The 15,264-nt window shown below is 51.2% G+C and carries 11 protein-coding genes; all 11 read left to right on the top strand.

Annotated elements, in window-relative coordinates:
- The 11 genes from ACR9EC_RS03415 to ACR9EC_RS03365 all read left to right on the top strand — a co-directional run bounded on the left by ACR9EC_RS03415 (position 1) and on the right by ACR9EC_RS03365 (position 15,219).
- Entirely contained in the window at positions 1–1,815 is a 1,815-nt protein-coding gene (locus tag ACR9EC_RS03415; RefSeq protein WP_435300118.1) for an ABC transporter ATP-binding protein, read from the top strand.
- A gap of 74 nt (positions 1,816–1,889) precedes the next feature.
- Positions 1,890–2,297, top strand: coding sequence for a phosphoribosyl-AMP cyclohydrolase (gene hisI, locus ACR9EC_RS03410; RefSeq protein ID WP_435300117.1), 408 nt, complete (start codon positions 1,890–1,892; stop codon positions 2,295–2,297).
- Between the two features lies 1 nt (position 2,298).
- Positions 2,299–3,888, top strand: coding sequence for an anthranilate synthase component I (locus ACR9EC_RS03405; protein WP_435300116.1), 1,590 nt, complete (start codon positions 2,299–2,301; stop codon positions 3,886–3,888).
- A 10-nt stretch (positions 3,889–3,898) separates the two neighbouring features.
- A complete protein-coding gene (locus tag ACR9EC_RS03400; protein WP_435300115.1) occupies positions 3,899–4,546 on the top strand; it encodes a Trp biosynthesis-associated membrane protein in 648 nt (215 codons plus the stop codon).
- Between the two features lie 120 nt (positions 4,547–4,666).
- Positions 4,667–4,948: an HGxxPAAW family protein gene (locus tag ACR9EC_RS03395; protein WP_435300114.1), complete on the top strand. Its 282-nt coding sequence runs from the start codon at positions 4,667–4,669 to the stop codon at positions 4,946–4,948.
- A gap of 190 nt (positions 4,949–5,138) precedes the next feature.
- On the top strand, positions 5,139–5,951 hold the full coding sequence (gene trpC / locus ACR9EC_RS03390; RefSeq protein WP_435300113.1) for an indole-3-glycerol phosphate synthase TrpC: 813 nt from the start codon (positions 5,139–5,141) through the stop codon (positions 5,949–5,951).
- Between the two features lie 39 nt (positions 5,952–5,990).
- Positions 5,991–7,238, top strand: a complete 1,248-nt coding sequence (gene trpB, locus ACR9EC_RS03385) for a tryptophan synthase subunit beta (RefSeq protein ID WP_435300112.1) — start codon at positions 5,991–5,993, stop codon at positions 7,236–7,238.
- The gene (trpA, locus tag ACR9EC_RS03380; RefSeq protein ID WP_435300111.1) at positions 7,235–8,038 is read left to right on the top strand and encodes a tryptophan synthase subunit alpha; all 804 of its coding nucleotides are present in this window, start codon (positions 7,235–7,237) and stop codon (positions 8,036–8,038) included. The genes trpB and trpA overlap by 4 nt, the downstream gene beginning before the upstream one ends.
- 8 nt (positions 8,039–8,046) lie before the next feature.
- Positions 8,047–8,916 (top strand): prolipoprotein diacylglyceryl transferase, encoded by an 870-nt coding sequence (gene lgt / locus ACR9EC_RS03375; protein ID WP_435300110.1) that lies wholly within the window; start codon positions 8,047–8,049, stop codon positions 8,914–8,916.
- 254 nt (positions 8,917–9,170) lie between these two features.
- Positions 9,171–13,760, top strand: a complete 4,590-nt coding sequence (gene gltB, locus ACR9EC_RS03370) for a glutamate synthase large subunit (protein ID WP_435300109.1) — start codon at positions 9,171–9,173, stop codon at positions 13,758–13,760.
- Entirely contained in the window at positions 13,753–15,219 is a 1,467-nt protein-coding gene (locus ACR9EC_RS03365; protein ID WP_435300108.1) for a glutamate synthase subunit beta, read from the top strand. The genes gltB and ACR9EC_RS03365 overlap by 8 nt, the downstream gene beginning before the upstream one ends.
- The last annotated feature ends 45 nt before the right edge of the window (positions 15,220–15,264 follow it).

Raw genomic sequence — 15,264 nt, 5'->3', positions numbered from 1 at the left:
GTGGCATCAGGAGACTCTGCGATACGCTCTGCTGCAGATCTTGGAGTTTTTGCCACGATCCGACGCGGAGTATCTGTCACCCCAGAACTAGTGTCTGGTGTGTGGCTGACACTAGTTCTGGCTGTAATCGCTGCAGCGGGAAAAGTAACTATTCCTATCGCCATTCAGTATGTACTTGATGGCGTGACCGGAGATAGCCGAACAACCGCACTTGATGCGACACAGCTCATGTATGCTACGGCCCTTGCTGTTGCCGCGATTGTGGTTTCTGGCGTGTGTACTGCTTCATTGAACATCCGATTGTTCAGATCAACAGAAGCCGGTCTTGCCACGCTGCGGTGCAAGGCTTTTGAGCACATCCACCGGCTAACGATTCTTACTCAAAATACTGAACGTAAGGGTGCGTTAGTATCGCGCGTGACCTCTGATGTTGACGCCATCTCAATGTTTGTGCAGTGGGGAGGGATCCTTTTAATCACATCCTTCCTACAACTGATAGCAGCAACTATTGTCATGGTGTGGTACTCATGGCAGCTCACAATTCTTGTGTGGGTGAGTTTCATTCCCTTCGTTATTTTGTTGCAGCCTGCCCAACGAGCTGTAAACCGTGCATACACGCTTGTCCGATCCCGGATGGGAAACATGCTGGGGGTAACATCTGAAGCCATTACGGGTGCGCAAACTGTCACAGCTTATGGGATTGGGCCACGCATTGAAGGAAAAATAAATGAGCATGTGCACGACCACAAAAATGCTGCAATAACTGCCGCGAAAAAAGTAGCTTATTCGTTTTCTGCTGGAGCATTCGCAGCCAATTTCATTCTTGTTGTTGTCGTGATCGCTGGAGCATACCTAGGTGTTGCCGGAGAAATTTCTTTAGGTAAACTCGTGGCTTTCCTCTTCCTTGTGCAACTGTTTACCGGTCCCGTGCAACTTGCCACCGAAGTGCTTAATGAGATGCAAAACGCGGTAGCTGGATGGCGTCGGGTGCTCGCAATTTTGGAAACACCTATTGATGTTAAGTTCCCGTCAGGAAGTAACGATCAACAAGGGCCTGCACAACTCGACATTGTCGGAGTGAACTATGCCTATCCCAAGGGCCCGCAGGTCCTTAAAAATATTTCCTTGTCTTTCCCAGCAGGTCATAAGGTTGCTGTCGTAGGCGAAACTGGTTCAGGTAAGAGCACATTGGCGAAACTGATTACTCGTTTTGTTGACCCCACCTCTGGATACATTGCTTTTGATGGCACGGACATTCGTTCATTAAGCGAACATGATTTACGTCGTCGAGTTCTTTTGGTACCGCAAGAAGGCTTCTTATTTGCTGACACACTTTATGCGAATATTGCATATCCATTGCGGGCGCAAGAAACGCTACACGATGACGACATCAAAGCACGGGTAGTGAGTGCTTTAGAAAACTTGCAACTGTGGTCATGGGTGGAGAATCTACCGAACGGATTAGACACACATGTGGGACAACGCGGAGAAACGCTTTCTGCCGGAGAGCGACAACTAGTAGCACTCGCTCGTGCATACGTATGTGAAGCAGACATCCTTGTCATGGATGAAGTAACCTCTGCTGTTGATCCCGCAACGGAAGCTGCAATCGCACAGGCGCTAGATGCCCTCATGCGCGGGAAAACAACAGTCACTATCGCGCACAGACTATCAACCGCACAAACAAGTGATCTTGTCGCCGTCCTAGATCAAGGCGAAGTGCTTGAATGCGGAACACACGAAGAACTCCTTGCACTTGAGGGAAGATATGCCTCGATGTTTGCTGCATGGATCGCACAAACACACACTGCTTAATAGTTTCGTCGCAGACTGTCGTATTTTTCGTGGGAAGATACAACCGGTAGAACAGCATTCACCAGGAGTATGCAATGACAGATAACCTGCGCCTCGCAGAGACACTTGCACAACGGCTCAAGCGAGACTCGCAAGGACTCATCGCAGCAATCATTCAACAATTTGATACACGTGAAGTATTAATGCTTGGTTGGATGGACGACGAAGCTTTACGTCGTACCCTGCATGAAGGCCGCGTGACGTTCTATTCACGGTCACGCCAAGAATATTGGCGCAAAGGCGATACCTCTGGACACTACCAATACGTACACTCCGTATCTCTTGATTGTGATGGAGATGCTCTACTTATTGAGGTTGACCAAGTAGGCGCTGCATGCCACACCGGTGAAAGAACATGTTTCATCACCGGGGGTGCACTTGAAGCATACGTAGATCACACTCATTTCAACTCACTTAACCGCGCGGATGAAAGTAGGCCATGACATGTCCCAAGAGACAGCGTTAAAGTCCCAGCACGTACATGAGACTTTTGCTTGGGGCACCACCTGGCCGTCAATGCAAGGCTTCCAAGAGTTCGCTCACAATCGACGCGTTATTCCCGTTGTGCGTCGCATACTTGCCGATGACGTTACGCCACTAGGCGTGTATAGGGTGTTGGGGCAATCGCGCCCAAATACGTTCTTGATGGAATCTGCAGAAATTGATGGCGCGTGGTCACGCTATTCGTTTATCGGCGTGCATTCACGAGCTTCTTTGTCCATTGATAACGGAGTTGCTCAGTGGCAAGGAGATGTCCCACAAGGAATCCCAACGAGTGGCAAACCACTAGAAGTATTACGTGCTGCTCTTGAAGCGCTCCACACTGAAGCAATTTATGGGCTGCCGCCATTCACGGGTGGTTTAGTCGGTGCGATGGGCTGGGACATTATTCGCGAATGGGAACCAACAATTCCTCAGACCTTCCCAGATGAGCTCAATGCACCTGCAATGAGTTTGTGTTTAGCTTCAGATCTCGCAGTGGTTGACCACGTTGATGGCTCTATTTGGTTGATTGCTAACGCAATCAATTTTGACAACACAGATGACCGTGTTGAGGAAGCATATGCCAACGCTGTACAGCGTCTTGATGAGATGGAAGCTTCACTAGAAGCAGGGATCGCAGCAGGGTTTAGCGATGTGCCTCGGGTCGTGGACCCGCAGATGGCAGAGCCTGAGATAGCGTTCCGTACGACGCGTGAACAATACTCACAGATGATCGCCCAGGGGAAGGAAGCCATCAAAGACGGTGAAGTCTTCCAGATCGTCTTGAGTCAACGGTTCGATATAACGACTGATGTTTCTCCATTAGATGTGTATCGCGTGCTTCGCACCATTAACCCAAGCCCGTACATGTATTATTTCGTGCTCACAAATGCGGCAGGAGAGCCGTATTCTGTGGTCGGTTCAAGTCCCGAAACACTTGTCAAAATTGTTGAAGGAAAGATCACCACATTCCCCATCGCTGGTTCACGGCCACGGGGCGCAACTTTAGAAGAGGACATCCTGAACGCAAAAGACGTTCAAGAAGATCCTAAAGAGGTTGCTGAACACATTATGCTAGTTGATTTGTCACGTAACGACCTCGTAAAAGTGTGTGAACCAGACTCAGTTGAAGTCGTTGAATTTAAGGTTATAAAACGATTCAGTCACATCATGCACATGTGCTCAACTGTGATCGGAAAATTACGTAAAAACATGACTGCGCTGGATGTTTTTACAGCGACGTTCCCCGCGGGAACGCTTTCAGGTGCCCCGAAGAATCGTGCAGTGGAACTTATCGGCGAATATGAGCAGGCATCACGCGGTGTCTATGGGGGAACCGTCGGATACTTCGGATTCGATGGAAATATGGATATGGCAATCGCTATTCGTACTGCCTACATGAAGGACGGGCAGGCGCATGTTCAAGCTGGTGGTGGAATTGTTGCAGATTCGCAAGAAGACCTCGAATATTGGGAAACGCGAAATAAAGCAGCGGCTGTTATACGCGCCATTCAAACCGCTCATCGTTTAGTTTCGCGGACTCAAAAATAGGAACTATGGCATGTCTACTATGAGCAGAAAAACATGTGTATTAACGGCCTTAGTGTTAGCTGGGCTGACTATCGCTCTTGCCCAAGTTTCATGGTTCTCTACTACGGTGACAACGGTTTTAGGGGAGGACGTAGTCGTACAAGTTTCTGCGCATTCTGCAGCACCAGGAATAACTGCTAGCAGTATTGTCGCGGTAGCGGCTGCCTTACTAATATCGTTGAGCGGAAAAATTATCCGTTATGTTGCCTTAAGCGTGCTGACGATAAGCGCACTTACTGTGGTGATATCTGCCGTAGGTGTATTAGTTTCTCCTCGTTCTGCAGTGCGTAGTCAAGTTGAAATAGCGACATCAACCAGTTTTATTCCTGACGACATTGCGGTGTATCCCACTGGTTATGTTGTTGTGGTGTTGGGTGTGTTGTTGTGCATTACTGGTGTCATGGGAATACGTGGCGCACATGTATGGGGCAGATCAACAAGCAGGTATGAGCGTACTGAACCACAGAATGCGGAGAGGGACATATCCCGCACCCCAGATGTGGCTGTGCAGGACGATGGAGAAGACACTCACCTACGTAGCGACGACAAAGACTTATGGGATGCGCTGAGCAGAGGTGAGGATCCGACAGACGGGGAAACTTCGTCAGGTAAGCAGTAGGCGCTTAAGCGCTCTGTGTGATGTTCGTCCTTTATCACATGCGAGCTTGGCGGTTTTAGTTAAGAAGTCCTAGAAGGCCCTGTAATCTTATTGCGGAGTAACCTTTTGAAAGGGAACAGCATGTCTTCACACGAAGTCGACTTTAGCCGAAACATACTGAACCGTGACGGTGTTGAAGTGCCAGATACAGCACCTCCCACTAACCACGGACACACCCCTGCAGCGTGGTTTTTAACCATTTTCTGCATCATCGGAACAACTATTGTGGGCGTGGCAATGGTCATGAATTCCATGCCACTCATCATCGTGGGTTCCGTTGTCACTGTCGTAGGCGCTATTGGTGGAGGCGTTTTGTCTCTAGCTGGCAAGGGACAGCCTCGGACTGCACCTGTACGCAAGTAAAACGGAATAACAGGCAGCCTTCCTTAAAGACGGGGAGGGCTGCCTATTTTCTGTTGTCTCAACGTACGGTAGTTGAACTTCTCTGATGGAAAACGCGACTACGATGTTCTGTGTCAATGCTTCCAATTGTGATTTGGGACCTAACAAGCGCTAACTTGGATGCATTGTTTCCTTGGGAGGATGAACTGTCGTGACTGTACTCGATGACATCATTGCTGGCGTGCGTGAAGATCTCGCCATACGTGAAGCTGAAACACCACTGAGTGTGCTGAAAGAGCGTGCTGCACGGCAGCAGGGCGCAAAAGAATGTTTGAGCAGGTTGAAAAGCCCTGAAGCGGTGGGCGTCATCGCAGAGGTGAAACGTAAAAGCCCAAGCAAAGGCGCCTTAGCAGATATTCCAGACCCTGCAGTCTTGGCTCTGGAATACGAGCGTGGAGGAGCCGCGGTCATCTCTGTTCTTACAGAAGAACGCCGATTTGGTGGTTCATTGGCCGACCTCAAGGCTGTACGAGCAGCCGTGGATATTCCTGTTTTACGTAAAGACTTTGTAGTCACGCCATATCAAGTCTGGGAAGCCCGAGCATATGGGGCAGACGTAGTGCTGCTCATTGTTGCTGCTTTAGAACAAACCGTTCTTGAATCGCTTATTGAGCGAACTCACTCCCTAGGTATGACAGCTCTCGTCGAAGTCCACACCGTCGACGAAGTGAACCGTGCCGTTGCCGCAGGAGCACGACTCATCGGCGTCAACTCACGCAACCTCAAAACGTTAGACGTTGACAGGGAAACCTTTGCAAAAGTTGCTGATTCCATTCCTGAAGGAATCGTCAGAGTCGCAGAATCAGGAGTGCGCGGGCCGCACGATGTTGTCGACTATGTCCGTCATGGCGCCGATGCAGTACTTGTTGGTGAGGCTTTAGTAACTGGAGACAACCCGAGAGCCGTGGTCGCAGACCTCGTCGCAGCAGGGTCCCACCCCTCAATTCGGTCAATCCGACACTAATTATTTTTTGAGATTCACACTTTAAGCTGGAGCAACCCAATGGCGTCATCATTGCAGAATTTACCAGGACCCTTTTTTGGAGAGTTCGGGGGTAGATACATGCCCGAAGCGCTTATCGCTGCATTAGATGAACTGGACGCGATCTACCAAAAAGCAAAAATAGATCCAACATTTGAAGCAGAATTAGCCAGACTCCACAAGAGTTACTCGGGACGCCCATCAATCATCACGGAAGTCCCTAGATTCGCCCAACATGCAGGCGGCGTCCGCGTCTTCTTGAAGCGTGAAGACCTCAACCACACAGGGTCACATAAAGTAAACAACGTTCTTGGACAAGCCCTCTTGACAAAACGAGTGGGTAAAAAACGTGTCATCGCAGAAACAGGTGCCGGGCAGCATGGCGTTGCCACAGCAACCGCAGCAGCGCTTTTTGACCTCGAATGCGTTGTATACATGGGTGAGGAAGACACCAAACGCCAAGCACTCAACGTTGCACGCATGCGTCTGTTGGGTGCAGAAGTCATCCCAGTAAAAACGGGATCACGCACACTGAAAGACGCAATCAATGAAGCGCTGCGTGACTGGGTAACCAACGTCGAAACAACTAACTATGTGTTTGGCACGGCAGCAGGACCCCACCCATTCCCAGCAATGGTGCGTGATTTCCAACGCATCATTGGTGTTGAAGCACGCGAGCAAATGCTTGAAGAAATCGGAAAACTACCTGATGTAGTTGCTGCCTGTGTAGGTGGAGGCTCCAACGCAATCGGAATTTTTGACGCGTTCCTCGACGACGACACAGTGCGCCTTGTCGGTCTTGAAGCCGGTGGTGAGGGCATCGAAACAGGCAAGCACGCTGCAACTATTTCTGGTGGCGCACCGGGAATCCTACACGGCGCACGCTCCTATCTCCTGCAAGACGAAGACGGCCAAACAATTGAAAGCCACTCAATTTCTGCAGGCTTGGACTACCCAGGCGTAGGCCCTCAACACTCACACCTAGCTGCAATCGGCCGTGCTGAATATCGTGCTGTTACCGACGCAGAAGCAATGGACGCACTTCGTCTACTGTCTCGCACAGAGGGCATCATCCCCGCAATCGAATCGTCACACGCGCTCGCAGGCGCCTTGAAACTAGGGCAAGAAGCTGCTGCTGCCGGACGAACAGATGAAGTAATTTTAGTCAATCTTTCAGGACGTGGAGACAAAGACGTTGCTACAGCAGCAAGATGGTTCAATCTTGTTGACAGCGACGCAGATTTGAGTGGTGAGGGGACAAACGCGTGAGCGCTGTTGCACAAAAATTAATTGAGCTTCGTCAAGAAGGTCGCGCCGCGCTTATAGGGTATTTGCCCATTGGGTTTCCCACGGTTGAAGAATCAATCGTTGCTGCTCGCGCACTCATTGAAGCTGGGGCAGACATCCTTGAACTGGGCATTCCTTATACGGACCCGGTTATGGACGGTGAAGTTATCCAAAACGCTGTCCAAGAGGCGCTCACCAACGGTGTGAAGCTGCACGATGTCTTTACTGTTATCCGAGCCATTGCAGATCTCGGCGCCCCCATACTTGTGATGACTTACTTCAACCCGATCTATCGCTATGGGCTACGAAAATTTGGTGAAGACCTGAAAGCGGCAGGCGGAAGCGGACTTATTACCCCCGATTTAACACCAGATGCAGCACAGGAATGGATTGATGTTGCAGACGATTTAAATCTCGACAAGGTCTTTTTAGTGGCTCCGTCTTCTACCACAGAACGATTGGCGCTCACTGCTCACGCCTCACGAGGTTTTGTGTATGCAGCATCAACGATGGGTGTCACTGGAGAACGTACATCACTTGGCTCTCATGCAGAAGAACTTGTTGACCGCACGCGACAGGCAGGAGCTGAACTTGTGTGCGTAGGCTTAGGCGTATCTAAGCCGGAACAAGCCCGGGACGTGGCGCGTTATGCTGATGGTGTGATTGTCGGTTCGGCGTTCGTGCGAGCGCTGTTAGGCACACAACCATTCGAAGAACGTGTTCGAAACCTGCAAGATGTAGCCCGTTCCCTCGCCGAGGGTATCCGTTCAGCGCGAAAGTAAGGCTAGGAATGTCACCTGTACATACTGTGATCGCTTCGATCCCAAGTCCCTCAGAAAGCGTGTGGTATTTGGGGCCTGTGCCTGTGCGCGCATACGCATTGGCGATCCTCACGGGGATTGTCGTGGCCGTATGGCTCACATCTCGTCGCATGGTTGCTCGTGGCGGCACAGCGGATGACGTTTTTGATATTTCCATGTGGGCGGTTCCCTTTGGAATTATCGGTGGACGCATCTATCACGTTATTTCGTCTCCGCGCGCTTACTTTGGCGAAGACGGCGACCCAATAAAAGCTTTGTACATTTGGGAAGGCGGCCTTGGCATTTGGGGAGCGATAGCTCTCGGTGCAGTTGGTGCATGGATAGGATGTAAACGAAAAGGAGTCAGGTTTGCCGACTTCGCTGATGCGTTAGCGCCCGGGCTTTTACTTGCGCAGGCTATTGGGCGACTAGGTAACTGGTTTAACCAAGAACTGTTTGGTAAACCTACAACCTTGCCGTGGGGCCTCGAAATTGATGACGCCCACCTGCCAGCAGGCTTTGAATCAGGCACCCTTTTCCACCCCACTTTCTTGTATGAACTTGTTTGGTGTGTTGCGGCAGCACTGTTGCTGCTCTGGCTAGATAAGAAATTTACTTTCAAACCGGGTCAAGTCTTCTGGCTTTACGTGGTGTTCTACACCTTAGGCCGACTTTGGATTGAGACATTACGTATTGATGCCGCTGAAATGGTACTTGGCTTACGACTTAACGTGTGGACCTCACTTGGAGTGCTCGCGCTGGGAATCGTAGGTTTCCTCATCACCGGTAGACGTAACAATCACGTTAACGAAATCGATGACGTTGAAACAGAACTTGAAGACGTAGACGAAGACAAGTAAAACCTCATACGAGGCGAGGAACCCTGAAATTTTCAGGGTTCCTCGCCTTTTTTTGTTGCATGTACGGATGCGTTTAAGTGGGGATGATCAGGTACGAAAACTGTTTGAAACACAACGAAAACGCTTACGAAACCTCGCCGAAAATGTTGTAACGCTCAGGACATACAAAATATGTACTGTCATGCTTGTTCTAAGGCTTAGGCCATGGTTGTGCTTCAAAACGATGTAGAAGCATGAGGAGTGAGGCGATACAGATGCGTACCCAGAGGGCTGCCACACGTGCATACAGTAACTCAACGACAGTGTGGGGAACTTCCCTAGAAACACAAGGGCTTTATGATCCTGTCGCAGAACATGATGCATGCGGTGTTGCTTTCGTCGCTACCTTACGTGGTTTCCCTGGGCATGACATTGTTGAGGGCGCGCTCACATCCCTAGTAAACCTCGATCACCGTGGAGCGGTAGGCGCTGAGGAAGACACCGGCGATGGGGCTGGAATCCTCACGCAGATACCGGATACGTTCTTACGCAAAAACGTTACGTTCACTTTGCCAGAAGCCGGATCTTACGCTGTAGGAATAGCTTTTCTGCCACGTGATGCTGCAGCAGCCCTTGCCGTAAAAAACGATGTCGAAAAAATTGCTGAACAAGAGTCATTGACTGTATTGGGTTGGCGTGAAGTGCCCATCACTGAAGGATTGGTGGGACAGTCCGCAGAGCAGGCAATGCCATCCTTTGAACAGCTTTTCGTGTCAAGCGCTCAAGGGGCACATGAGGGGATCTCTCTTGATCGTTTAACGTATCGATTACGTAAACGTGCAGAAGCAGAACTTTCGCTGTTTTTTGCTTCCTTGTCTTCACGCACAATTACGTACAAGGGCATGTTGACTGTCGCACAACTGCGGCCCTTCTTTCCTGACCTGAGCAGTGAAGATTATCTTTCAGAGATCGCGCTTGTACACTCGCGTTTTTCAACTAACACTTTTCCTTCCTGGCCGCTTGCTCAGCCGTTTCGGATGATTGCCCACAACGGTGAAATCAATACTGTTCGAGGAAACCGAAACTGGATGTCCGCGCGTCAAGGAAACCTTGAAGCAGAGGTCTTAGGTGATTTAGCGCCGTTGCTACCCATCTGCTCGCAAGGCGCATCAGATTCTGCGTCGTTTGACGAGGTGCTTGAACTTCTTCACCTTGCTGGGCGGACGCTTCCACACGCGGTGATGATGATGGTTCCAGAAGCGTGGGAAAACCATGCTTCTATGGACAACAACAAACGCGCTTTTTACGAATACCACGCAAACTTGATGGAAGCGTGGGATGGACCCGCATGCTTAACGTTTACTGACGGCACCCAGATCGGTGCGGTCCTTGACCGTAACGGATTGCGTCCGGGACGCTACTGGGTGACCGACGAGGGGCTCGTAGTATTGGCCTCAGAAGCGGGTGTGCTTGATATTGCACCAGAAAAAGTCGTTCAAAAGGGTCGGCTTGAACCAGGAAAAATGTTCCTTGTTGACACTCAGCAACAGCGGATCATCCCAGATGCAGAAATCAAAAGTGAACTTGCAGCGCTTAATCCGTATGCGCAATGGGTTTCAGAAAACGAAATCAATCTTTCTGAACTTCCAGACCGTGAACATATCGCACACTCTTCAGCTTCTGTACAGCGCAGGCAGCGTGCTTTTGGGTACACCGAAGAAGAACTAAAAATCCTTCTCACCCCAATGGCAAATGACGGTATGGAACCTATCGGCGCGATGGGAACCGACACGCCTATTGCTGTTCTTTCGCAACGCCCCAAGCTCATGTTTGATTACTTTGCACAAATGTTCGCGCAGGTCACAAACCCGCCTCTGGATTCCATCAGGGAACGACTGGTTACTTCTATCGGGGGTGCGATAGGCCCAGAACCAAACCTCTTGAGCGAAACCGCGCAGCACGCACGCAAAGTAGTGTTGGACTTCCCAGTGCTATCCAACGACGAACTGGCGAAGATCGTCCACATCGATAAAGTGAAGTCACTGAACGGAAGTTTCCGCTCTATCGTTATCCGTGGGCTTTACCGTGTTGATCGTGGTGGTGAAGCACTTCGTGAGCGCCTTGAAGAGATCTTCCGGGAAGTCGACGAAGCCGTAGCCGGTGGCACGAGTTTCATTATCTTGTCTGACCGCAACTCATATTCAGACTACGCCCCGATTCCTTCGCTGCTGCTCCTATCTGCAGTCCACCAACACTTATTGCGGCAGCACACCCGCACCCAAGTGTCCCTCGTCGTTGAAGCTGGTGACGTACGTGAAGTTCACCATGTTGCTTTGCTTGTGGGCTATGGTGCGGCAGCAGTAAACCCATATCTAGCAATGGAATCCGTGGAAGACCTTGCTGCTAAAGGGCTCCTCGACGTAACCGCCGACGTGGCAGTAAAGAACTTAATCAAGGCACTTGGAAAAGGCGTTTTGAAAATCATGAGCAAAATGGGTATCTCAACGATGTCCTCCTACCGTGGCGCACAAGTCTTTGAAGCGCTCGGCCTGTCACATGAACTCATCGATACATACTTCACTGGCACCACAAGCAGACTTGACGGCATTGGACTCACTCATATTGCTCGTGAAGTAGCAATGCGCCATGCCGACGCATACCCGGCCTCAGGGGCTGTAAAACACAACCAGCCACTGCCCAGCGGGGGAGAATACAAGTGGCGCCGCGACGGAGAAGAACACCTCTTTGACCCCGAAACAGTGTTCCGGCTGCAACACTCAACCCGCACTCGACAGTTCGATATCTTCCGCCAATACACGGCGCGCGTTAACGAACATTCAGAACGTCTTATGACGTTGCGTGGGCTACTGGACTTTGAATCACAACGCCCAGCAATCTCCATAGACGAGGTTGAACCGATTTCAGACATTGTTAAAAGGTTCAACACAGGCGCAATGTCATACGGTTCAATCTCGCAAGAAACACACGAGACACTCGCAATAGCGATGAACCGACTCGGCGCACGCTCAAACACAGGCGAAGGTGGAGAACTCCCAGAACGCCTCTACGACCCTGAACGACGCTCCAAAGTAAAGCAAATCGCTTCAGGACGATTCGGCGTAACCTCCGAATACCTCGTCAACGCAGATGACATACAAATCAAACTCGCACAAGGCGCAAAACCCGGTGAAGGTGGGCAACTCCCAGGGCACAAAATGTATCCGTGGATTGCAGAAACACGTCACTCAACCCCAGGCGTTGGTCTCATCTCACCACCACCACACCACGACATCTACTCCATTGAAGACCTCGCACAGCTCATCCACGATGCAAAAAACGCAAACCCGCAAGCACGCATCCACGTCAAACTCGTATCAGAGTTTGGTGTCGGAACCGTAGCAGCAGGTGTATCAAAAGCTCACGCTGACGTCGTACTCATCTCTGGACACGACGGCGGAACCGGGGCAAGCCCACTCAACTCGTTGAAACACGCGGGAACACCTTGGGAAATCGGACTAGCCGAAACACAACAAACACTCATCCTCAACGACCTACGAGACCGCATCACCGTACAAGTTGATGGACAACTCAAAACCGGCCGAGACGTCGTTATCGCAGCACTCCTCGGCGCTGAAGAATACGGGTTCGCAACAGCCCCCATGGTCGTCTCAGGCTGCGTCATGATGCGTGTCTGCCATCTCGACACCTGCCCAGTAGGTGTCGCCACACAAAATCCAGAACTTAGATCACGCTTTACTGGAAAACCAGAATTCGTTGTTACTTTCTTCGAATTCATTGCACAAGAAGTACGCGAATACCTCGCTCAACTAGGATTCAAAACCCTAGACGAAGCAATCGGGCACGTCGACGTACTCAACGCCCGTAAAGCAGTGAACCACTGGAAAGCAGAAGGACTAGACCTTACCCACGTCCTAGAAAACGTCACACCACGACCTGGCTCCGACATCAAAAAAGCAAAAGACCAACAACATGGTCTCGACCGCGCTCTCGACCGCACCTTCATCACACAAGCACATAACGCGCTAGAAACAGGTCAACCAGTCACCATCACCAGTGAGGTGCGAAACATCCACCGCACAGTCGGCACAATGCTCGGCTACGAGGTCACCAAACGCTACCGTGGCACAGGACTACCCGACGACACCATCACGGTCAACCTCACCGGATCAGCAGGACAATCCTTTGGCGCCTTCGTGCCGCGCGGCATCACCATGAACCTCACCGGAGACGCAAACGACTACGTCGGTAAAGGACTATCAGGCGGACACATCTCAGTGAAACCCCACCACAACAGCCCCCTTGCCGCACAGCACAACGTCATCGCCGGAAACGTCATCGGATACGGCGCAACCTCAGGGGAAATACTCCTCAATGGAGTCGCAGGAGAACGCTTCGCAGTACGAAACTCCGGTGCAACACTCGTCGTCGAAGGCGTTGGCGACCACGCATGCGAATACATGACCGGCGGTGAAGTCCTCATCCTCGGACCAACCGGCCGCAACCTCGCAGCAGGCATGTCCGGGGGAGTAGCCTACGTTCTCGACCTCAACGTACACGCACTCAACGACGACTCCTACAACGCAAACGAATTCCTCATCACAGGACTCAACGACGAAGACGCACAACGCGTCATCGAACTACTCAACCGTCATGCAGACGTAACCGGCTCAGCAACAGCACAAAAACTACTCGCAGACCTACCCGCATCACTCGCACGGTTCACACGAGTACTCCCCGCCGAATACGCGCGCATCCGCACCGCACTACAAGATGCTGAAAGCAACGGAATTGACCTAGGCACCCCAGGTGTTTGGGAAGGAATATTGGAGGTGACCCGTGGCTGACCCACGTGGATTTCTAAAGGTACGCGAACGTGAACTCCCTCAATACCGTCCCATCGAAGTACGCCTACTCGATTACAAAGACGTGCTCAGCGCACGCGAATCAGACTCACCATACGTAAAAACCCAAGCCGGACGATGCATGGACTGCGGAATCCCCTTCTGCAACCAAGGTTGCCCGCTAGGAAACCTCATCCCCGACTGGAACGACCTCGTCTCCCGCGGACAATGGGAACTAGCCATAGAACGCCTCCACGCAACAAACAACTTCCCAGAATTCACCGGTCGAGTCTGCCCAGCACCCTGCGAAACAAGCTGCGTGCTAGGAATAAACCAACCCGCAGTCACCATAAAAAACATTGAAGTGACCATCATCGACGAAGCCTTCGAACGAGGGCTCGTCACCCCCGAAATCCCACAACGCCTATCAGGAAAAACCGTTGCAGTTGTCGGATCCGGACCGGGTGGACTTGCCGCAGCACAACAACTCACCCGAGCAGGACACACCGTAGTCGTCTACGAACGCGACGCACGCATCGGTGGACTCCTCCGTTATGGAATCCCAGACTTTAAATTAGAAAAATCACACATTGATCGCCGCCTCGAACAAATGGAAGCAGAAGGAACCCGCTTTAGGACAAACGTCACTATCGGCGAAGACATCACGTGGGAGGACTTGTGCTCGCGGTTTGATGCTGTTGTCGTCGCAACAGGCGCTTCTGTGCCTCGTGACTTACCTTTACCGGGGCGTCAACTTGGCGGTATTCACTTTGCGATGGAGTACCTTACCCAAGCTAATCAGGCGTTAAATGGCGAAACTTTGGACAATCAGATACGTGCTGACGGAAAAAACGTTATTGTTATCGGTGGTGGTGACACAGGCTCGGACTGTATTGGAACAGCTCTACGTCAGCGAGCAGCCAGTGTTACAACACTTGCCATTGGCAAAAAACCCCCACTGGAGCGGCCAAGCACTCAGCCTTGGCCAACCCACCCCACTCTTTTCGAGGTGTCGAGTTCGCATGCAGAAGGCGGAGAACGCGACTATCTTGCATCGACAGTTGAGTTTATAGGCGACGAAAACAACAACGTTGTCGGACTCAAAGTTGCGACCACAGAGTACCTTCCTGACGGTAGGCGTGTTCCTAAGCAAGGCACGGAACAGGTCATTCCTGCAGACTTGGTCTTGATCGCAATGGGTTTTGTGGGGCCTGAGACAGAAACTTTTACCTCGCAAAGCAGCGCGGAAGTCACCGATCGAGGCGTCTTTGCGCGTCGCGATGACTTTTCAACTGGTTTGCCAGGAGTTTTTGTTGTCGGGGATGCCGGTAGGGGACAGTCGCTCATCGTATGGGCGATTGCTGAAGGACGAGCTGCTGCAGCGAGTGTTGACACATTCTTGCACGGCGAAACCGAACTCCCTACACCGGTGAAAGCCACCACACAAGCCTTGCGACCCTGAAGTCCCATATGTCATCTGTTAAACGACGTCTAGAATAGATACGAC

The organism is Timonella sp. A28 (assembly GCF_051200815.1).
GTDB lineage: Bacteria > Actinomycetota > Actinomycetes > Actinomycetales > Cellulomonadaceae > Timonella.
This window is presented reverse-complemented; position numbering and strand designations above follow the sequence as displayed.